This is a genomic window from Bosea sp. ANAM02, assembly GCF_011764485.1.
Taxonomy (GTDB): Bacteria; Pseudomonadota; Alphaproteobacteria; order Rhizobiales; family Beijerinckiaceae; genus Allobosea.
Genome location: NZ_AP022848.1, coordinates 2191242 through 2211161, shown reverse-complemented (window position 1 = coordinate 2211161; position 19920 = coordinate 2191242). Strand labels below are relative to the sequence as shown.

Sequence of the window (19920 nt, the reverse complement as noted above, 5' to 3'; positions counted from 1 at the left end):
TGGCGAGCATCCACGTCTTGAATACGGCATCCGATCGACGAAGACGTGGATGGTCGGGACGAGCCCGACCATGACGGGAGCGTCGTGTTCATGGGTTCCGGGCTCTTCGCCGACGCGAAGCCCCGGAATGACGGCGCTGCTCCGACAAGCCCGAAGTGCCCAAATGTCGAACCGCGCCTAGCCCGGCCCGGAATTCGTATCCTCACCGCGTGCCTTGGCGCGCAGGACGAATTGCAGGTTGCGGATATAGACGAAGACGCCGAAGCCCTGGCCGAGGATGAAGACCGGGTCGCGTCGGTAGAGCGCATACATCAGCAGCAGCAGGCCGCCGCCGATCGAGAACCACCAGAAGGTCATCGGCACGACCGAGCGCTTGGCCTTCTCGCTCGCCCACCACTGCACCACGAAGCGCATGGTGAAGAGCCCCTGCGCGACGACGCCGAGCAGCACCCACCAGTCGATATTGTTGACGAAAACGTCGTGGAAATAGTTGCCGATGGTCTGCTGGAGGTCGATCAGCATCACGGCGTCTCCGAGACGATCCGGGGCACGCGCTTGCGCCGCCGGATCAGCCACCACACGCCGGCGAGATCGAGGATGCCGACCCAGAGCCGGTCGAAGAAGCCGTAATTCGAGACGCCGGTCAGCCGCGGCCGGTCGCGCACGTCGACATGCAGCACCTTGTGGCCCTCGCGCGCCATCAAGGCCGGCATGAAGCGGTGCAGCGCGTCGAAATACGGCAGGGCGAGATAGGCCTCGCGGCGGAAGCATTTCAGCCCGCAGCCGGTATCGCGCGTATCGTCCTTGAGCACGCGCGCGCGCACGCCGTTGGCGATCTTCGACTGCCAGCGCTTGAAACCGGTATCCTTGCGCCCGACACGCTGTCCCTGGACCATGCCCGCCTGGAGCCCGGCCTGCTGCAGGGCCTCGACCATCTCCGGCAGGAAGGCGGGGTCGTTCTGGCCGTCGCCGTCGAGCGTCGCGACGATGGCCGAGCGGGCATGGCGCACGCCGCTGCGCACGGCGGCGCTCTGGCCGCAGGACTGGGCATGGGTGACGACGCGCAGCCAGGACCGCGTCGCGGCGAGCTCTGCCAGCGCGGTCGCCGTGCCGTCGGTCGAGCCGTCATTGACATAGACGACCTCGAACGGGCCGATCGCCGCGCAGGCCTTCTCGATATCGGCGACGAGCGGCGCGATATTGCCCTGCTCGTTGCGCACCGGCACGACGACGCTGAGCAGCGGGTGGGAGGAGGGTTCGGTCAAAGGGGCATCATCCGGAAAAACGGCCCGCAAACTGCGTCAGCGCGGCGGATAGGGCAAGGGTTTCGCGCAGAAGGGCTTCGAGCACAATGGATCTCAGCTAGGCGAGTTGGCAAAGACCGCGATCTCCAGCCGGCGCCCGCCATTCAGGTTGAAGCCGTTGATCGTGGTCACGAGCCGCGGCTTGACGCTCTGGCTCGCCAGCGCGCCCTTGAAATCATCGGCGAAGCGGCGTTCGACGAAGGCGACGCGGCAGCCGGGCTGGTTGAGGAAAGCCGCTGCATCCGAACCGCTTGCAGCCATCGCCAGCTTCGTGCCGGTCAGGAACACCAGGCTCGGCTCGCGGTAGCCCAGCGTCAGCACGGCCGGGTCGGCGCAACCGACGGACCTCGCCGCCTCGGCCAGCCGCGGCGACAGCTTCAGCGAGCGCAGGCTCTCGATGGCGAAGGGATAGACGGCGATCGTCAGCAGCAGGCTCGCCGCGACGCAGCGCCAGAGCGCGCCCTCGAAATCGAGCCGCCGGAAAGCCGCGATGACGCTGATGCCGATGAGCAGGACCAGCGCGAAGAACGGCAACGCGAGCCACGGCACGGCCCGGTCGAGCGTCCAGTTTCCGAACAGGATCGCGCCCATCAGCGCCAGCGGCACGATGACGACGAGGCAGGCGGTGAGCACCGCGCCGCGCCGGTAGCGGTCGATGCCACCATTGAGCACGGCGAGCAGCAGCAGCGCCGTGATCGCCGGATAGAGCGGCAGCACGTAATGCGGCAGCTTGGTCGGCACCGCCTCGAAGACCAGCCAGGACGGCACGATCCAGGCGATCAGGAACAGGATCTGCGGCTCCTTGCGCCTGACCCAGGCGAAGGGCACCGCCATCGCCGCGAAGGCCGCCGCCGGCCAGTAGGTCGCGAAGAAGACGACGAGATAGAGCCCGGGCGGCCCCCAGTGCTTCTCCTGCCCCTCGGCGACCTTGCCGAGCATGTCCTGCCCGACGCTCTCAGTGAAGAAGCTGCCGCCGGTCTTGATCATGATCGCCGCGAACCAGGGTAGCGCGACCACGAGGCAGAGCAGGATGCCGGCGCCGAAACGCAGCGGCTTCAGCCAGCGGAACGAGCGCTGGTTCGCGCTCAGCACCAGAATGGCGAGGCCCCAGACCATCGGCACGATCGGCCCCTTGATCAGCAGGCCGAGTGCGGTCGCGCCCCAGAACACCAGCCAGTTCAGCCGATGCGGCACGAAGGCGAGCGACCGCGTCCAGTCGAGCCATGTCCGCGCCAGCGCGCCCATCGTGGCGACGGCACAGGCGGCGAGCAGCGCATCGGTCTTGGCGATCCGCGCCTCGACGCCAAGCAGCACGGCGGCCGCCATCAGCGCCCCGCCGAGCAGGGCCAGCGGTGGCGACAGGAAGGCGAGCAGCGCCCAATAGGTCAGGAGCACGGTCGCGGTCGCGCCGACGAGCGAGGGAATGCGGTAGAGCCAGATCTGCGTGCGCGCCTCGGGCACGCCGAGCGCCTCGCCGGCCTTCACCGCCGCGCTCTGCAGCCAGTAGATGCCGACCGGCTTCTTGTGGCGCGCCTCGTCCTGGAAGCGGATATCGACGAAATCGCCGGTCTCCAGCATCTGCTTGCTCGCCTGCGCGAAGCGCGGCTCGTCGCGATCGAGCGGCTGGAGCGTGCTGAAGCCGGGCAGGAAGGCGGCGAGCGACAGGAGCAGCAGGACGATGCAGGCCCGCAAATGGCTGGCCGAGGCCGCGTCCTTGAGGCGGTCGATCGCTGGCGTGAGCGAAAACATCATTCATCCCCGCGGCTGCCGGCCGCAAATGTCCGGAATGCCGGCTGCCGCCCGATGGCGGGCCATTCAGGCACGATCAAGGCGGTGCCGCGCGGGGTTTACGCTGCCGGGCCATGGTCGGCAAGCACCGAAGGCCGATGACGATCCAAGCTTGGGCCACCGACGGCCGGCCACCCTCTCGTCAGTCGACGGAGGCTGCGTCGTCGATCCGGATCGCCTGGAGCATGCGCGGTGACAGGGTCATCGCATGATCCGGCATCGCTGCGACGGGGTCGGCCAGGGCCGGCAGGCGCTCCGGAAACTCGCAGGCCGCTTTAGAGCCAAGCCCGTAGGAAGACCCCACCGCCGGCAGGCTCACGGTCTTGACGAAGCCGGGTTCGGCACTTGCCGGGGACGAAAGGGCCGCCGCGACGGCGGCGATGGCGACGAACCGCACCATGGTTGCTCTCCGCGTTTCCCCCGCTTCCACAACGAGACAAGGCGGCGCCTGTTCCGTCGGGGGAAAGCCGCGCTATGCTCGGCGCGAATGGGGGAAACTCGGATGGCGCGCCTGCTGACCAAGGCACTGCTGGCAGGCCTCGCCGGCCTCGTCATCGGCCCGCTTCTGGGCCTGATCTGGGTCTTCGGGCTGATGATGTTCGACCCGAAATGCGGCCCCGGCGATTCCGGCGGCTGCGCCATGGGCCTGCTGACGGTCCCGGTCGTCCTCGCCCTGCCCAGCTTTGCGCTGTTCGCGCTCGCGAGCCTGATCCGGAACCTGTGGAAGCTGCGCCCGCGCGACCCCGCCGCGACGATCCGCAAATTGCGGAACTGGGGCCGCGAAGACTGACGCTTCAGGGTGTCTGCCTGAAAACTCCTTGAGCCCTCATCCTGAGGAGGCCTGCAGGGCCATCTCGAAGGATGCTTCAGATGGTTCCGGAGCCTCCTGAAGCATCCTTCGAGACGCGCCTTCGGCGCTCCACAGGATGAGGGCTGACCTTCCCAAACGGGCCCTCAGCGGTCGAACGCGATCCCGAGATAGGTTCGGTCGTCGGTCCAGCTATCGGCGCCGGAGCCGTTCACGCTGGCATAGGGGCCGATCTTGTCGGGGTCGATCCGCTCGACCTCGGCGAAGCTGGCCTCCCAGGCTGCCACCCCGAAAGCATCCGGCTCGGCGAAATAGCCGTCGCTGAACAATTCGAGCCGCGCGACCTCGGCCGCGGGATAATCGGCCGTGAAGACATGCCGCTCGGCAACGGCGAAGCCGTCGAGCACGCCATAGCCGAGATCGCTCGTGGGATGATTGGCGAAGGCGCGCTGGCCACTGATGCCGCTATCGGCGACCCGCTCGATCTCGGCGCGCGCGATCGTCGGCATCTCCTCGTCGCAGAGCCGCAGCACATGCGCCCGGATCGTGGCGCAGGCCTCGGCGCTGAGCCCGGCCGGCGGCTGGCGCAAGCCGTTCCAGACGGCCTCGTCCGAGATCGAGCGCTGCGGCAGCGGATCGGCCCGCATCCTGCCGAGATGCGCCCAACACTCGCGCCGGATCAGCGCGGTCACGCGGTCGAGCGGCTTCTCCTCGACATGGCGGACCGTTCCCAGCGCCTTCCCGCTCAGCCGGATGCCGGAATCGCCGATCGAGACCAGTTGCAGTGCCGGGCCGTCACGATAGCCAAGCGCCAGCGTGCAGCCGATCCGGGCGGCGGGATCGGCAGAGGCCTGGTCCAGAAGGCCGTGCGCAGTATAGCCCCCGCGCAAAGCCTCGCCGATGGCCTGGACCAACCTGCCCACGCGCTCCGGCCCGCCGCGAACGCTCAGGTCCTCGGCAAGAAGGAAGCGGGTAACCGCCGTCGCCACGAGACTGGAGGCGAAGCGCCCTGCCCGCATGGCGCCGAAGCGGCGCCCGCTGCGGTCGGTCACCCCGTCGATCACGGCATAGCCGCGGCCGGGCAGGATGACGACGGCGTCCTCGTTCTCCTCGGGGCTGGCGAAGCGCTTGCCGAGGCTGAAGCATTCGATCTGCATGGTCGTCGTCGTATCCGGCCGTCAGCCCGTCAATTGCCGGTCACCTGCCGCCACTTCTCGATCAGCGCCTTGGTGCCGCCGAGTTCCTCGACCGACTTGAGCTTGACCAGGGTCAGCTCGGAAAGCGGCTTCACGTCGCCCGGCGCGGCGACGTCCTTGCGCACCGAGCGGCGCCCGGCTTCCTTGACCAGCGCTTCCTGCGTCTTCTTCGACAGGGCCCAGTCGATGAAGCGCTTCGCGGGCTCCGGGTTGGGCGCGCCCTTCAGCATCGCCACCCCGTCGGGCGAGGTCGTCGTGCCGTCCTCGATATAGGAGATCTTCACCGGCGCGCCGCCGGCGACATATTCGAGCGCGTTGTCCTCGAGCGTCAGGCCGAGCGGCGCCTCGCCATCGGCGACGAAGCGCGGCACCGCGCCGGAGCTGTCGGAGAACACGAAATTCTTGGCGAGCTTGCCGTAATTCTCCCAGCCCTTGTCGCCGCCGGCGGTCAGCACCGTCGTCATCTGCTGGAAGGCGGAGCCGGAATTGTCGACGCGGGCCGAGGCGACCTTGCCCTTCCATTTCGGATCGGAGAGTGCGGCCCAGGTCTTCGGAACCTCCGCATCCTTGACCATGCGAGTATTCACCATCAGCACGTAGATGACGGTCGTATAGGGCGTCCAGGCCGGGCTGCTGACGAAGCGCGGGTCGATCGCGGCCTGGTCCTTCGGCGCATAAGGCGTGAGCAGGTCGGCATTCTCGCCCAGCAGCGAGCCGGTGACGCTCCAGATCACGTCGGCCTTGGGTGCGGCGGCCTCGGCGCGGGCGCGCCGGAAGACATCGCCGGAACCGAGCTGAACGACCTCCGCCTTGATCCCGGTCTCGGCCTCGAAGAGCGGAATCATCTTCTGCACGATCGAGGACTTGTGGGCGGTGTAGAGCACGACCTTGTTGTCGGCGGCGTGGGACACGCCAGCGACACCCAGCAGCCCCGCCGCCACCAGGATACCACCAACCCAGTTGTTGCCCGACATCATGACCCTCTCCCGATCTCTTCCCGAGGCGCCGATCTGCGCCGGCAAACGATCAGCCATCTTGCCGTCCAATCGCGGCCATGCGCAACTAGGCGAAAGCGGAGATTATTTGCCGGCATGGCTTATTTGAACGTCGAAGGCGCGATCAAGCGCTACGGGGCTACGACGGCGCTGAACGGCGTCTCCTTCACCGTCGCCCAGGGGGAGTTCTTCACGCTGCTCGGCCCGTCCGGCTGCGGCAAGACGACCCTGCTGCGCTCGATCGCGGGCTTCTCGCAATTGTCGGAGGGCAAGGTCTCGCTCGCCGGTACCGATCTCTTGGCGGTGCCGCCGCACAGGCGCGATATCGGCATGGTCTTCCAGGATTATGCGATCTTCCCGCATCTCACCGTCGCCGAGAACGTCGCCTTCGGCCTCAAGGCACGGAAGGTCGCGGCGTCCGAGATCCGCGACCGCGTCGCCGAGGCGCTGGCGACGGTCCGGCTCTCTGCCCTGTCCGAGCGGCTGCCCGCCGCGCTCTCGGGCGGCCAGCAGCAGCGCATCGGCATCGCCCGGGCGATGGTGGTGAAGCCGCGCCTGCTGCTGATGGACGAACCGCTCTCCAATCTCGACGCCAAGCTCAGGCTCGATCTGCGCGACGAGATCCGCGACATCCAGCGCACGATCGGCATCGCCGCGATCTACGTCACCCACGACCAGGAAGAGGCGCTCGCCATTTCCGACCGGATCTGCGTGATGGATGGCGGCTCGATCGAGCAGATCGGCACGCCGCAGCAGATCTACGGCCAGCCGGCGACGCGCTTCGTCGCCTCCTTCGTCGGGACGATGAACCTGTTCGCGCCCTCGGCCTTCGGCCTGCCCGACGTGCCGGACGTTGCTCAATGGGCCCTGCGGCCGGAACGCCTGCGCCTCGCCGAGGCGGGAGAGACCGGGCACGGGGCCGCCAGCATCACCGGCGTGGTCGAGCATTTCACCTATCTCGGCCGCGAAGCGCATCTCACGGTCCAGGCCCAGGGCAACCGTCTCGTCGCGCAGATCGCGGCCCCTCCCCCCGATCTCGTGATCGAGGCAGGCCGGGATATCAGCCTCGGCTTCGACCGGGCCGACCTCCACGCCTTCGATGCCGCGGGCCGGCGTGTCGCGACGGAACTCGCGGCATGAGTGCGGTCGTCGCTCCCGCAGGGCGCCGCGGCTGGCGCCTGGATTTCTGGACGCTCGTCGCGGTTGCGGCCTGGGCGATCCTGATCGTGCTGCTGCTGATCCCGCTCGGCCTCGTGCTGGTCTCCAGCTTCCGCGACGAGAGCGGTGCGCTGACCCTGGCCAACTGGCAGAGGCTATTCACGAGCACGCGCTATCTCAACGCGCTGATCAACACGCTGATCGTCGGCTTCGGCGGGCTGGCGGGAGCGCTCCTGCTCGGCTCGGTCATGGCCTTCTGCATGGCCCGCCTCCGGATCAAGGGCGGCCGCATCGTCTCGATGATGGCGATCCTCGCGCTGGTCTCGCCGCCCTTCATCGGCGCCTATTCCTGGATCGTGCTGTTCGGCTCGGGCGGCATCGTCCGGCAGACCCTGATGGGCTGGGGCATCTTCATGCCGCCAATCTACGGCGTCTGGGGCATCCTCATCGTCTTCGCCTTCAAGTTCTACCCCTACGTCTACCTGCTGACCTCCGGCGCGCTGGCCAATATCAACCGCTCGCTGGAGGAGGCGGCGGAGAATCTCGGGCTGACGCCGTTCCAGCGCGTGCTGAAGATCTCGTTCCCGCTGGTCCTGCCGGCGCTCTCGGCCGGCGGCCTGCTCGCGCTGATCCATGCGATCGCCGATTTCGGCACGCCGCGCCTGCTGGGACGCGGCTTCAACGTGCTCGCGACCGAGGCCTACACCGCCTATTCCGCCGAGATCGGTTCCAATCTCGGCATGGCGACGACGCTGAGCCTCGTGCTGATCCTGATGTCGATGATCTTCGTCTTCATCCAGCGCTACATGTCGCGGCGCAATGTCTATCACAGCAACCTGATCAACCGGCCGGAGAAGATCCGGCTCCGCGGCTTCGCCAATGTCGCCGCCCATGCGGCGGTCTATTTCATCGCACTCGGCGGCGCGATGCCGGCGATCATCGCGGCGATCTACTCGATCAGGAAGACCAACGGCCCGGTCTTCCAGCCCGGCTTCGGCCTCGAAAGCTATACCCGCATCATCGCCACGCTCGGCGACGTTGTGCGCAACTCGCTGGTCTTCTCCGGCGTCTCCGTGCTGCTGATCGTCGTCATCGGCACGCTGATCGGCTGCCTGGTGGCAAGGCGCAACACCGCCCAGAGCTCGCTGCTCGATGCGACCCTGATGGTGCCCTATGTCATGCCGGGCATCGTCGTCGGCGTCGCCTTCATCGCCGCCTTCAACACGCCGCCGCTGGCGATGACCGGCACGGCGGCGATCATCATCCTCTCCGTCTTCATCCGCCGCCTGCCCTATGCCGTGCGCTCCTCGGCGGCGGCGCTGCGGCAGGTCGGCCCGAGCATGGAGGAAGCGGCGATCTCGCTCGGCTACAGCCCGGTCCAGGCCTTCCTCAAGGTCACGATCCCGCTGATCCTGCCCGGCATCGTCGCCGGCGCGATGCTGTCCTTCGTGACCGCGGTCAACGAGCTATCTTCGTCGCTCGTGCTCTATGTCGGTGGGACGATCACGATGCCGGTCAAGATCTACATCGCGATCAACGACGGCGACTACGGCACGGCTGCCTCGCTCTCGACGATCCTGCTCGTGCTCAGCGGCACGGCGATCTACCTGGCCTTCCGCATGCTGGGCCGCGACGAGCGCGCCCTGCTGTAGAGCCTATCTTGTTTTGCTGGAACGCAGGTCGTCCCGGACGAAGCGAAGCGGAGATCCGGGAGCCATTCCGGAACACTTCCGGTTGAGGTTCAGGCATGGATCCCGGGCCAAGCCCGGGATGCCCCAATGGTTCCAGCGCCCGGCTGGAAAAGTTGCTGGGCTTCCGGCCGGAAAGCCTGCTCCGCCGGCTGAGCAAACAAGAAATGGCGAGCCCGGCAGGACGCCTCTAGGTCGATCTGGTGGGCGATGCCAAGATGTTCTTTTGATTGCGGGATTCCCGTTTCGAAGTAGCGTTCCCCTCGTTTCGAGGCAGATCGGTCTATCTATGTGGCCGAAGAAGTTGAGCGAGGTCGGGATCGAGGATGGCACGTTTAGGGCTGGTGCCGTTCACGAGGCAGTGGACGCGAGGTGGCGTCTTCGGCTTCCGGTTCCAGCTTCCCGCCGACGTGTTCGAGGCCCTGGTTGCCGCCGGTACGGCAGGCACGCGACGGTCGGTGACCTTCTCGCTCAAGACCCGCGATCCCCTGACGGCTCGAAGCCGGGCTCTGCGGGCTGCGGCTGATGTCGGAGACATGATCTCGGCGGTTCGGGCTGGGACGATCCCGCGCTGGCAGTTCGATCCGGCCGCATATCGGCAGGACAGGATCGTCATCCCGGCGACCGGCCGGAAGCAGTCCATCGCGCAGCAGGTCGGCCCGGCCGCATCGAAGAAGGGGATGACTCTTCGTCGGGTGTACAAGGAGGTCTATCTGCCACGCCGCCAGGAACGGAAGGGAGCCGTGCCGCGTCGGCGGTCCAGGCTCGACATGGAGAAGGCGATCACGCGCTTCGTGGCCTCGGCCGGGGACCTCGCCGTCAACACCATCACCCGGAGGGACGCGGAGAAGTTCGTGCGCTCGCTAAAGGTGGGCTCGGTCGCGACGATGAAGAAGACGGTCACCTGCCTCTCGACGATCTGCAACGCTGCCCTTGCAGCGGGGCTGATCACCAGCAATCCGTTTAGGGGCCTCGGGCCGGACCGTGCCGCGATCGTTGCAGCGCGCCGCAGCTACTCCCGCTTCGACCATGACCAGCTTACCCGGTTCTTCGGCAGGACCGAGCGCGAGGACGGCGCGGTGCTGTGGTTGCCCAGGTTGTTGCTGCTGACGGGTGCCCGCCTGGAGGAGATGGCCCAGCTTCGTGCGGCATGGTTCGTCCGTCGTGACGGCGTCGAGGTGATCGACCTGCACGAGGCCAAGGTGAAGAACCCGCACAACAAGCGGTACATCCCGCTGCACCGGGACCTGCTCGACCTGGGTGTTCTGGACCATGTTCGTCGATCACCCGAGCGGCTCTTTCCCGAGTTGAAGTACCGGGCCTCTGCCGAGAGTTGGAGCAGCGCGATCAGCATGAAGCTGAACCGCGAGATCGACGCGGCGCTCGGGACTGATCGACGGCTGACCGTGCACTCGCTCAGGAAGACCTTCGAGCACGCCGCCTATGTCGTGGGAGTGCCGAAGGCGACGATCAACGCGATCACCGGCCACAAACCGGGCGACATCAGCGAGGAGCATTACCTCCTGCTTCAGGACGATCTCCCGCTGCTGAAGCGGCACATCGACCAGATCGACTTCCCGTTCCTGCGGCGGCTCGCGGCCTGAGAGGGGTCATTTTCGACTGAATGCTCTTCGTGAACACCGACCTGGACATGGTCTCCATGACCATGTTCGGCATGTTCTCGCGCACCAACATCACGTTGCACTAGGCGGCGGTCTCCTGACCGTCCTCCACCGTGTTCAAGGCGATCTCCTGGACCGTCAGGCAAGCGCGCTCCGCCCGCCCTTCACGGCTCGATAGATCGTCGAGGGCGCGACGCCGACATGCTCGGCGATCTCGGACATGGTCAGCGTGCCCTCGGCGATGAGCGTCTTCACCACGGTCAGCTTCACCGGGTCGAGGGCCTTTGGACGACCGCCGACTCTTCCACGCGCACGGGCGGCCCGAAGACCGGCATGGGTACGCTCTCGAAGGAGATCGACTTCAAGCTGGCTCAGCGCCGACATCGTAACATAGAGGAATCTGCCCGCAGGCGTCGTCGTGTCGATGGCCTCGGTGATTGACTTCAGGCCGATCTCGCGCCGCTGGAACTCCTCGCTCAGGTCGATGAGGTGGCGCACGGAGCGGGCCAGTCTGGACAGGCTGTACACGACCACCACGTCGCCAGCACGAGCATGATCGAGGAGCTTCCGCAGTTCGGGGCGATCGGCCTTGGTCCCGGAGATGGTCTCGGTGAAGATGCGCTCGCACCCCGCCGCCTTCAGCGCGTCAAGCTGGAGGCTGTGATCTTGTCCGTCCGTGGAAACTCGCGCCAGCCCCAGCTTCATCGCCTCTCCTCTCTCGAAACCCGTCACATCGACGGTCTCATGAGAAGCCAGTTCTGCAAGCAGTTTTTGCGAGACCGTCGCCAGCATAATCCCGGACGATCACGCCGCCATCACCAGCGTCGCGGAAACGACCGTTATTGCGAGGCTGGTTCGAGGAAATGGAGAGGCTGGAAACGCAGGAACATTATGCTCGCCCGCCGGTTGGTAGCCAGAAGCGAGGGCTTCTTCATCGTACCCCTACCTCATGGCTGCTCTTCCGAGCAGCCTTTTTTTGATGACCACCTCGTCCGCCGTTTGGGGTCAGATCAGCGATCCGGCGATTTACCATTCGTTAATGCCGCGCTACGTTTCGCCATCGTCGGAGTGAGGTGGCATGAGAGACATTCCATTAGTGGCTGGCGATGGTCCGGCAACGCGGACGCGCCCTGAGCACAGCCATCTGTTCATTGGCACGTTCATGTGCGTGTTTGGTCTCGCTCAAACCGTCTGGATCGGCGCGATCGGCTATTTCCTTTGGAACTTCTTCACAAGTTAGTTTGAAACGCGGCTTCCCGTAGCGATCACTTTTGGGCTCACGAGCAGGCGCTACACGGAGGATGCGAGGTGCTGCTGAGTAGTCGAAATTCCGGAGTCTGGATTAGGACGGCTATCGTTCTGGTGCTCGGGCTCATCGTCGCTGCGCCGATCATCATTAGCCTCTAACGCAGTTCCATAGATTGGCTCGCTCGCGCCGCGATGACGCGGCCGAAGACGAAAACGCTGTCTGATGAAGTTCGCTGCACGTTCAATGTGCTGAAACTCCGCCGAACTGCCCAGGTAACCCATCGTATGACCCGGCCCGGAGCGTCCGCATTCGGAAACGTGGCTTCGGCCATCGTTGGCGTCCCCTGGCGCAAAGTCGAGCCAACCCCCTCATCATGAACGGTTATTCATGGAACTCATGATGCCCGTCACGGTTTGCTTCTGCGGCGGGGGCCCTAGGAATGGGAGCAGATCATGATCAAGAGTCTCGTTCTGATTACCGCACTCGCAGTCGTCCCGGCTACCGCTTTCGCGCAGTCCAACTCGGGCGCTGCGGGAGGAGCAGCGGGCGGTGCCGCAGCCGGAGCAGTCGGCGGCGCTGTTGTCGGCGGTCCTGCGGGAGCCGCAGTCGGCGCGGTGGGCGGTGCTGCGGCAGGCGCGATTGTAGGCGGAATCTCGGCTGATCATCGCGCAGAGTTCCGCACCTATGTTCACGAGCAAAAGGTCCCGTCTGTCACGTACAAAGAAAAGGTCGTAGTTGGCGCGACCCTGCCTGACACCGTTACCTATCACGAAGTTCCTGCCAAATATGGCAAGACCGAGTACCGGTATACAGTCGTCAATGACAAAACGGTTCTCGTTGAGCCGAAAACTCACAAAATCGTTCAGATCATCGAATGATCGCAGGAGCCCGCTCTTCAGAGCGGGCTCTTCTCATTTATTTGTACCTCGCTCTGCCTTTCGACCCCTCGAACCGACATAGGTCAGACCGCCCATCACTGCCTGACCCTCGTTGGATCGAGATTCTCCACGGCAATGTCACAACGTCATCGGCTGTGTCGTCATAGCTCTGATCGCCTCAGAGCGAGAATGACGGAGCCATGTGAATGTCCAATCTACCCCGCCTTGTTTGGTCGGATGTCGCGCCTGAGGCAGCGAAGATTTTGTATCGAGTTCATCAGTATGTCACTCACGATACCAGTCTGCCTGAGGAATTGATCCACCTCGTCTTTCTCCGGGTTTCCCAAATAAACGGATGCGCCCACTGCATCGACATGCATACACGCGATCTTCTAAAAACGATGCCAATTGACAAAGTCGCGCTGGTACCAGTTTGGCAGGAAGTTCAGCACCTGTTTCCGGCGCAATATCTTGCCGCGCTGGCTTGGGCCGAAGAGGTCACCAATCTTAGCGAAACCAATGCTTCGGACCATGCCTACGCCGCAGCGGCCGCAGCATTTGAACCGAGGGCTTTGGTCGATCTCACCATCGCCATCGCCGCGATGAACGCGTTCAACCGCTTAGGTGCTCCATTCCGACTGCCTGTGAAAGCGAGGCCCTGATCGGGATACGGATCGCACTAAACGGTTTGATTTTTGACGGCCTTGAAGAGTGGACGCCTCGGTTCACGATGTTCGCTCTCTAACTTGGGTTAGTGATCCGCTAACGGCTAATAGGATTAGCTGCCTTCGCCCGAGACTTCGGTCGCCGCAACGGGCCGCCGCTGATAGGCTTGGCTTCCCCCAGCACCTGTCGGCGGCGTTCCCAGCGGGGCGCAGACACGAAGGATTTCGCTTGTGGCGCAGATATTGGCTTTAGCCATCAAAATACTGCTTTAATTTGATGGAGATTCGGAGACATTACGTTGTCATTTGCAAGCGCAGATAGCGTTGACGATTTAGTTTGCGCGTGTAATCCGGCTGACAACTTGCGTAACGTAAAATACTTGTCGGGAAGCCTGCCTAAAATCTTTTCCGATATCGGTATCGCGCGTACTTTTGCTTCGGATGAAACCCTGTTCAGGGCCGGACAACCGAGTCGGTTCTTCTACCGGATCGAAGCTGGGATGGTGCGGCGGTATGTGGCGGTCTCTGCGCGTTGTCGCCAGATCACCGGCTTTTCACTGCCCGGTGACTGGATCATTGCCTCGCTAACAGGCCAGAGCCGCTATTCCGCAGACGCCATTGATGCGGTCACGGCAACATCATTTGCGCAGTCATTAATCGCCAGGGCGTGGCGCGAATGTCCAGCGATCCTGGAAGAATTTCATCGGCTCGCGCACGATCAGTTAGCTGCCGCAGAAGATCACCTGCGGCTTCTCGGACACCGACGCTCCGAAGACAAGATCGCAGAATTCCTCCTCATGATGCGCGATCGATGGGGGCAGGCTGGCATCAAATCAATCACCGTTCACCTGCCGATGCCCCGTCGCGACATTGCCGATTACCTCGGTGTCACCGTAGAAACGGTTAGCCGAACACTAGCGCGCTTCGCCCGCGAGCGGGTCATTCTCTTGGTTCCCGAGGGTGTGAGATTGATGGAGCCCGACATTTTGCGGCGCGATTTGGCAACAAGATAGATCGTGGTTTTAGGTATCGGCTCATTCCCGCTTCGCGTTTGGGGGGTGTTCGCCGTGACTTATCTCCTCTTCATTGACGCAACGTCACCTTGACACCGCAGCATTGGGGTCGCTCACTAGCTACAAGCCGACTACCCCCGCTTGGGCGGTTAGCATTCTCAGTTCCCGCGTCGCACGCGGACGATCGGCTTAATCATGAACCCGTCTTCCCAGTCTTATACAATCGCTATGCCGTGGTACGAACGTACCGATTTCGAGGAACTTTGGGCTCTGTCTGCTGACAAGGACGAGGTGCCGCGTGATTACGATCGTTGGCACGCAGAGGCATCCCGCGTGATGAGAGATCATCTCGCTCGCGGCGTAGCGATCCAGTTCATCAGGATTCGGCCTGTCGAATATCTGGAATGGCTCGCTGATGCACCCAACACGGCATCAATGCGTCGGACCTATGTAGAGTATCTCGCGGCGGGCGTCGCCCGCCAGAGCGAGATCATCGACGCTGCTTAGATCGCAAGAGCCTCTTCAAGCTTGCGAGGCATTATCGGCTTGCTAAGGAATTGAGCGTCTTCGGGAAGCTCGTCGGCTGCGGGTTTCATCCGGCCACTAATGACGATGATTTTGACCGGTGGCCAACGGTCTCGCGTCAATCGGGCCAGCTTCAGACCATCCATCGATCCCGGCATATCAATATCGGTGACCAAACGTTGAATCGCGGGTTCGCGTTCGAGCACCGTCACTGCTTCGTCGGCGTCTCCGGCTTCGATCACATGGAACCCCGCGTCCTCGACCATCGTGGCGATGTCCATGCGGATGAAGGGGTCGTCCTCAACAACCAGTACGCGGGTTTTCAAAACCAACTCCTGTACGCGCGCAACGGCCCCCCCTAACGCGTCTAGTTAGGGCGTAGTTCCACATGCCTTTCAAATTTCAAAACGGAACGGCGCAGCGTGATTCATCACGGGCTTCCGACCACCAGCCCGAGCGGAGGAATGACGAAAAGCGCTTGGGTCCCAGAGTGCTTGTAGAAGCTTCCTGAGCTTCGCAGCGCCTGTTCGATTCCACGGGGCCATAGCCAGGAGCCGGTGCGCCCACAATGGAGTGAGAACGCCGAGCCGTCCTTGAAAAACGATGAGGGCAAAGGCGTGGGCTTCCATTCCCCCGAGAACAGGGGCCGCTCAGCGCGATGGCCCTCCCTCTCGATGTCCGCAAAATACGCGATCCCCTGCGCCTCGATCGCCGAAACTGTGGTTTGAGCCAAGCCGAACGCGTAAGACCGCTGAAAGCCCGGAAATGCACCGCAACTGCCCTCAGCGTAGAACCACCCGAGTTGGAGCTTTGAAGGCAGTGTCTGACGCTGAATTTCTCGATTGATCAGGAGATAGGCAGCGTAGGCGGTGAAAAGGAGCAGTGCAAACGCTGCTACGATGTACGGGACTGGCTGGGCAGCGGATGCGCGTTCCTGATCGCGGTCAGTGCCAAGCGCTGCCGTGTGCAGGTACGCGGCAACGTCGTTCTCATCGGGGCGTGAACGCATATCCAAGGTTCACGCCCCTAAAGGGTTGGAGACGAAAAAGCTTTGCCCGATCCAAGAATGTGCTCAAGACGAAATGGCCAGGGTGGTTGATGAGTGATTGGCGAGATCATCGAATCCGGCATGCGCCTGCCGGAATCGCAATGGTTGCGGCAAATACGCGGTAGTCATTTGTTCCAGCGGATTACCGACCAAATTACAACGAATTCGGCGGATAGATCACCCTTCCTGCGGCCGTTCTTTTTGCCCCAAGCGTCGCAACAGCGTGGTCGATTTGTCCCGGCCCCATAAGATGATCAACAGCATGGCCGTTCAGGAGCAGGTAGTCGGTAATAATCCGGCGATGGCACCGCCACCAAACGGCCTCGGAGCACATCAGCGACACGCGCCGACCTGCGCCCAGCAGGAGTAGTTCTTGGAAAGCGTCCCAGAATTCCGCACTCAAAGCGTAGTCAGCGTAGTTGTGGAAGCTCTGCACCCGCCAAAGCGCGTTCACGTGCTCGTCCACGCCCTTCTGCTTGCGCCTCCGCCCGCCGAGTTCAGGCATGTGACGATAGCCGATCTGGAAGCGCTCCAGATCGCCCGGAAGCCGGTCGATATTGAATGCGGGATTGGTCCGCGATCGCGGGAAAGCACGGACATCGAGCAGGAGAACGACACCGGCTTCGCGCAGCATCGTCACGAACTCGGAAAGCGGTCGATTGGAGTGGCCAATGGTCGTGAACTGCGCCACCATCAGCCGATCTTACTAAGAGCCGTGCCCTTATGAGCCGCCACGTGGTCCGTCTTGTCGCTTTTAATCTCGTACTGCGGCTCGTCCTCCGAGGCGCGATGTCGATGCCCCTTGTAATCGAAGTCGCCGCGATGGACTTTGACGATCCTGCCGCTCACCATCCCGGCTTCTGAGTTCCACCGAACGTGATCGCCTACCTTGAATTTCATCATGAAAGACCGGCCTCCGTTTGAAAAATTCGTCGTCGGAGAAGTTGTTCCGGGAGGCTCGGCGCGGAGCGTCGCGTGACAAGCCGCACGGAACAGTTCGGCGAAATTAGTCGTTGGAGACCATGCTGGGGAATGACGTGAGCGGGAGAAGAACCATCTTCTGCCTCCAATTTCAAAGTCCTGCATGGAGACAAAAATGACCGATGAGACCGAAAACGTTAGCGGAACAGGAATGGAGCAAATCAAGATCGTCCTGAACTCGATCTATCTTTGTCTTTCGTTTGCGATGAAGCATATAGCTGAGAACGAGGGAGAGGCATCCGCCGCGACGTTCAAAGCCAAGATGCTGGAAGCTTTGAAAAACGGCGATATTGACATGGCGCTGCTGGAAGAGTCGAGGACCTACGAATTTGTCGTGTCCAAGATCGAGGCGCTAGGAAACACCAGCGACAGCTAGAAATCCAGTTTTTACACGTATCGCTCGCGGCCGCTTAGACGCAGACTAATCTGGTGAACCGCGATCAGCGGAATGCCAAATCGTCCGATAGCGATCCGCACGTGGGCCGTCACTTGGAACCAAACCGAAGCGGGACCATCAACGAAGTCAGCACGAAGATCAGGGCTGCATTTCTGACGCAGATCGTGCCGTCGCATCGAAAACCTGCGCCGCCGACAACATACCCACGGCTCTTGACGATCACCACCCAGAAGATCATCGTCCACAGCAGACGATGGCGAATGAACTGAGCACTGCGCCTGCGCCGACCCGGCACCCTTACCCTAGCCGAAACAAACTAGAAGCGCGGTCTGTCATGATCTCCTATTTCGAAGCCGCACGCGAACTCGACGTGCGTTGGACTGGATCATTGCAGTTTTTGCCGCCGACTCCGATGTTGCGGACCGAGCGCGACTGCTTCGTGGCACGCCAAATTGCTACGACAGAAGTCGATCTCTTTATTCGCTACGCGAGGGAGATCGCAGTGTCGAATAGGCTGAATTTCCGGCTTCTGCTCGATTACTATGACATGCTCCTGGCAGCGGGCGTAAATTTACAGAAGGATTCCTCGACGTTCTGCACGTACCTCTCGCCACGCACGCTCAAGCGCTGCGCTTTCGCCGAAGTCCAAGCCCAACGGAGCTAGGCCGAAACTGCGTTGCACTCACTAACGAGATCGAACCGCTTCGGCGCGATCGCCACGTAGCTCCAGGAGCCTGAGCACCTCCCTGGTCGAAAAGCCTTCACGCGGGCTCTTCAACCTTTGGCGGAGGGCGCAGCTATTGCCTGACATTCAACGCCGTCATAGGCCACCTGGATGCCGTTCCGAGCCCTTGTTGCAGATGAAGAGGATTTGACGACGCTGGTCGAGGCGTTCGATGCGGCGTGGATCGAAGTGAATCGTTCCACCCCGATAGCCCCACCGTATCGCGCGGCCGCTCAAAACCGGCTAGGTGAGATCATCGTTGCGATGTGGAGGGCTGATTCTGACGTGCTGTTGATCGAAAGGGCAGTGGCCGAGTTTAATACTCAAAGCTCGGTACCGCCGCCGGGTCCGCAGACGATCTGAACACAACGATGGACGTTGAAAGATCGACTTGCTTAGCGCCCTTCCAGCGCCAAGCATGCTGTGGATCACTTGTTCTTCTCGCTCGACATGGGGGGCGGCCGAAGGCGCTTCGTGGTCCGCTGCCAACTGTCCTTGTCCTCGCGACAATCACCGAGGGCTAGAAATTGGCGAACACACGGATCGTCTCCCGCTAAATCAAAAACAGATGGTTCCGGCCACGCTCGCCGACACGATCCGGCCTCGTCGCCAGCCCCGTGTTGCAGGGGTTTGCGATGACGGCTGTGGGACGGTTCGAGGGAGGGTTTTGGGACAGCCCGGCCGGGTGGTTGTAGGATGCTGGCGAGTTGGAAGAGCGCATCAAAGGTCGATATTGACCTGCGCCGCAGGCATGGCGCAATTACGCAGCGGCAAGCGGTTGTGGGGCTGCATGTTTGACAGAGAAAAGCTGATAGACCGCATTTACGAGGCTGCGGTCGTTCCCGAACTGTGGCCCGGCGTTCTTCAAGATGTTTCTTTGCTGGGGGGCTGCTTCGGCGGCGTCCTCTTCACGACTGCTGCCCGCGAGGTCACCCGTTGGACCAGTTCTGAATCTGCCAAAAGCATATTCGAGGATTTTCTATCTAATCGGGCCGCACAGGAGGATAATATTCGATTGAAATATGGTGTCGCTGCCAAGCATCACGGCTTCTTTGGAAATCATCAATTATACGGGCGCGCCGAGATGGACCGGAGCCCCATGTACTCCAATTTTTTCTTTCCGAAGGGGCTCGGCTATGCGGCAGGTAGCGTTCTGCCTATGCCGAATGGCGACATCGCAGTATTCAATTTGGAACGACGCTATTCTGACGGGCCGGTGTCATCAGAGGAAATTGCGCGGTTGAACGCCGTGCGACCGCATCTAGCCCGAGCGGCAGCACTCTCGACCCGCCTCAATCTGCAAAGAGCCCGTGCCATCGTCGATGCGCTAAACAGTGCGGGGATGCCTGCGGCCATTCTGGGTGGCCAGAACGAACTCCTTGCCGCGAACTCCTTGCTGGAGAAGATGAGTGATCAGATTGTCTTCCTGGCCCACGGGAAGCTCGCGCTGGGGAATGCAGCAAGCAATCGGCTGCTGATGGATGGGTTGGCAAATCGCAGTCGTCCCGCGACAAGTTCGATCCCGATCCCGGCGCGAGCCGATAGCCCGGCCGCTGTAATGCATGCTCTCCCTCTACCAGGAGAAGCATCCGACGTGTTCAACGGAGCCAGGACGCTTCTGGTCGTCACCAGACTTGATCGGCCGACTTCGCCTACCGCCGAACTTCTGACCGGATTGTTCGACCTAACCGCTTCCGAGGCGCGTGTCGCGCGCGGCATTGCGGAGGGCAAATCTACGGACGAGGTCGCAGCGGCTCTCGGGCTTTCACGGGAAACCGTCCGCTTCTATCTGAAGGGCATCTTCGGAAAAACTGGCGTCGCTCGCCAAAGCGATTTGATCGCCCTCCTTTCCGGCGCGGTCTTGCCGCGATCGTAGGTGCT

General features: G+C 62.8%; 23 protein-coding genes. 12 read left to right on the top strand and 11 right to left on the bottom strand.

Features of this window, described 5'->3' with window-relative positions; translation table 11 throughout:
- Positions 1-177 precede the first annotated feature (177 nt).
- The 4 genes from OCUBac02_RS10640 to OCUBac02_RS10625 all read right to left on the bottom strand — a co-directional run bounded on the left by OCUBac02_RS10640 (position 178) and on the right by OCUBac02_RS10625 (position 3492).
- Positions 178-522: a lipid-A-disaccharide synthase N-terminal domain-containing protein gene (locus tag OCUBac02_RS10640; protein ID WP_156134589.1), complete on the bottom strand. Its 345-nt coding sequence runs from the start codon at positions 520-522 to the stop codon at positions 178-180.
- Positions 522-1265 (bottom strand): glycosyltransferase family 2 protein, encoded by a 744-nt coding sequence (locus OCUBac02_RS10635; RefSeq protein WP_173045503.1) that lies wholly within the window; start codon positions 1263-1265, stop codon positions 522-524. The genes OCUBac02_RS10640 and OCUBac02_RS10635 overlap by 1 nt, the downstream gene beginning before the upstream one ends.
- Positions 1266-1358: 93 nt before the next feature.
- Positions 1359-3053, bottom strand: a complete 1695-nt coding sequence (locus tag OCUBac02_RS10630; protein WP_244639155.1) for an ArnT family glycosyltransferase — start codon at positions 3051-3053, stop codon at positions 1359-1361.
- A gap of 181 nt (positions 3054-3234) precedes the next feature.
- Positions 3235-3492 (bottom strand): hypothetical protein, encoded by a 258-nt coding sequence (locus OCUBac02_RS10625; protein ID WP_173045499.1) that lies wholly within the window; start codon positions 3490-3492, stop codon positions 3235-3237.
- A gap of 102 nt (positions 3493-3594) precedes the next feature.
- Here OCUBac02_RS10625 and OCUBac02_RS10620 point away from each other — a divergent pair, with 102 nt between their 5' ends.
- The gene (locus OCUBac02_RS10620) at positions 3595-3882 is read left to right on the top strand and encodes a hypothetical protein (RefSeq protein ID WP_047576218.1); all 288 of its coding nucleotides are present in this window, start codon (positions 3595-3597) and stop codon (positions 3880-3882) included.
- 164 nt (positions 3883-4046) lie between these two features.
- Here OCUBac02_RS10620 and OCUBac02_RS10615 read toward each other — a convergent pair whose 3' ends face one another.
- Together OCUBac02_RS10615 and OCUBac02_RS10610 are read right to left on the bottom strand one after the other, a co-directional pair.
- Positions 4047-5057: a hypothetical protein gene (locus OCUBac02_RS10615; RefSeq protein ID WP_173045497.1), complete on the bottom strand. Its 1011-nt coding sequence runs from the start codon at positions 5055-5057 to the stop codon at positions 4047-4049.
- A 29-nt stretch (positions 5058-5086) separates the two neighbouring features.
- Positions 5087-6073, bottom strand: a complete 987-nt coding sequence (locus OCUBac02_RS10610; protein WP_052232042.1) for an extracellular solute-binding protein — start codon at positions 6071-6073, stop codon at positions 5087-5089.
- A gap of 114 nt (positions 6074-6187) precedes the next feature.
- Between OCUBac02_RS10610 and OCUBac02_RS10605 the strand changes: the two genes are divergently transcribed.
- From OCUBac02_RS10605 to OCUBac02_RS10595, 3 genes are all read left to right on the top strand, one after another.
- Complete coding sequence (locus OCUBac02_RS10605; protein ID WP_173045495.1) at positions 6188-7231, top strand: ABC transporter ATP-binding protein; 1044 nt, start codon at positions 6188-6190, stop codon at positions 7229-7231.
- Positions 7228-8901 (top strand): ABC transporter permease, encoded by a 1674-nt coding sequence (locus tag OCUBac02_RS10600; protein WP_173045493.1) that lies wholly within the window; start codon positions 7228-7230, stop codon positions 8899-8901. Before OCUBac02_RS10605 ends, OCUBac02_RS10600 begins: the two co-directional genes overlap by 4 nt.
- 362 nt (positions 8902-9263) lie before the next feature.
- Positions 9264-10541 carry a DUF6538 domain-containing protein gene (locus OCUBac02_RS10595; protein WP_173045434.1) on the top strand — a complete coding sequence of 426 codons (1278 nt, stop codon included), beginning with the start codon at positions 9264-9266 and terminating at the stop codon, positions 10539-10541.
- Positions 10542-10697: 156 nt separating this feature from the next.
- Here the strand turns inward: OCUBac02_RS10595 and OCUBac02_RS10590 are convergent, their stop codons facing one another.
- Positions 10698-11351: a recombinase family protein gene (locus tag OCUBac02_RS10590; RefSeq protein WP_244639153.1), complete on the bottom strand. Its 654-nt coding sequence runs from the start codon at positions 11349-11351 to the stop codon at positions 10698-10700.
- A 909-nt stretch (positions 11352-12260) separates the two neighbouring features.
- On the opposite strand from OCUBac02_RS10590, the gene OCUBac02_RS10585 reads away from it, so the two are divergent.
- The 4 genes from OCUBac02_RS10585 (at position 12261) to OCUBac02_RS10570 (ending at position 14871) form a co-directional block, all read left to right on the top strand.
- A complete protein-coding gene (locus OCUBac02_RS10585) occupies positions 12261-12686 on the top strand; it encodes a DUF1236 domain-containing protein (protein WP_173045491.1) in 426 nt (141 codons plus the stop codon).
- 206 nt (positions 12687-12892) lie between these two features.
- The gene (locus OCUBac02_RS10580; RefSeq protein WP_173045489.1) at positions 12893-13348 is read left to right on the top strand and encodes a carboxymuconolactone decarboxylase family protein; all 456 of its coding nucleotides are present in this window, start codon (positions 12893-12895) and stop codon (positions 13346-13348) included.
- A gap of 383 nt (positions 13349-13731) precedes the next feature.
- On the top strand, positions 13732-14364 hold the full coding sequence (locus OCUBac02_RS10575; protein ID WP_173045487.1) for a Crp/Fnr family transcriptional regulator: 633 nt from the start codon (positions 13732-13734) through the stop codon (positions 14362-14364).
- Between the two features lie 195 nt (positions 14365-14559).
- A complete protein-coding gene (locus OCUBac02_RS10570) occupies positions 14560-14871 on the top strand; it encodes a hypothetical protein (protein WP_173045485.1) in 312 nt (103 codons plus the stop codon).
- On the opposite strand, the gene OCUBac02_RS10565 is transcribed toward OCUBac02_RS10570, so the two are convergent.
- From OCUBac02_RS10565 to OCUBac02_RS10550, 4 genes are all read right to left on the bottom strand, one after another.
- Entirely contained in the window at positions 14868-15215 is a 348-nt protein-coding gene (locus tag OCUBac02_RS10565; protein WP_173045483.1) for a response regulator, read from the bottom strand. The two genes, OCUBac02_RS10570 and OCUBac02_RS10565, sit on opposite strands and share 4 nt — an antisense overlap.
- Positions 15216-15319: 104 nt before the next feature.
- A complete protein-coding gene (locus OCUBac02_RS10560; RefSeq protein ID WP_173045481.1) occupies positions 15320-15904 on the bottom strand; it encodes a hypothetical protein in 585 nt (194 codons plus the stop codon).
- 187 nt (positions 15905-16091) lie between these two features.
- Positions 16092-16631, bottom strand: coding sequence for a DUF488 domain-containing protein (locus OCUBac02_RS10555; RefSeq protein WP_173045479.1), 540 nt, complete (start codon positions 16629-16631; stop codon positions 16092-16094).
- Entirely contained in the window at positions 16631-16840 is a 210-nt protein-coding gene (locus OCUBac02_RS10550; protein WP_173045477.1) for a hypervirulence associated TUDOR domain-containing protein, read from the bottom strand. The genes OCUBac02_RS10555 and OCUBac02_RS10550 overlap by 1 nt, the downstream gene beginning before the upstream one ends.
- Positions 16841-17033: 193 nt before the next feature.
- Here OCUBac02_RS10550 and OCUBac02_RS10545 point away from each other — a divergent pair, with 193 nt between their 5' ends.
- The 4 genes from OCUBac02_RS10545 (at position 17034) to OCUBac02_RS10530 (ending at position 19915) form a co-directional block, all read left to right on the top strand.
- The gene (locus tag OCUBac02_RS10545; RefSeq protein WP_173045475.1) at positions 17034-17294 is read left to right on the top strand and encodes a hypothetical protein; all 261 of its coding nucleotides are present in this window, start codon (positions 17034-17036) and stop codon (positions 17292-17294) included.
- 355 nt (positions 17295-17649) lie between these two features.
- Positions 17650-17979, top strand: a complete 330-nt coding sequence (locus OCUBac02_RS10540) for a hypothetical protein (protein WP_173045473.1) — start codon at positions 17650-17652, stop codon at positions 17977-17979.
- Between the two features lie 171 nt (positions 17980-18150).
- Positions 18151-18402 (top strand): hypothetical protein, encoded by a 252-nt coding sequence (locus OCUBac02_RS10535; RefSeq protein WP_173045471.1) that lies wholly within the window; start codon positions 18151-18153, stop codon positions 18400-18402.
- A 388-nt stretch (positions 18403-18790) separates the two neighbouring features.
- Positions 18791-19915 (top strand): helix-turn-helix transcriptional regulator, encoded by a 1125-nt coding sequence (locus OCUBac02_RS10530; RefSeq protein WP_173045469.1) that lies wholly within the window; start codon positions 18791-18793, stop codon positions 19913-19915.
- Positions 19916-19920 lie beyond the last annotated feature (5 nt).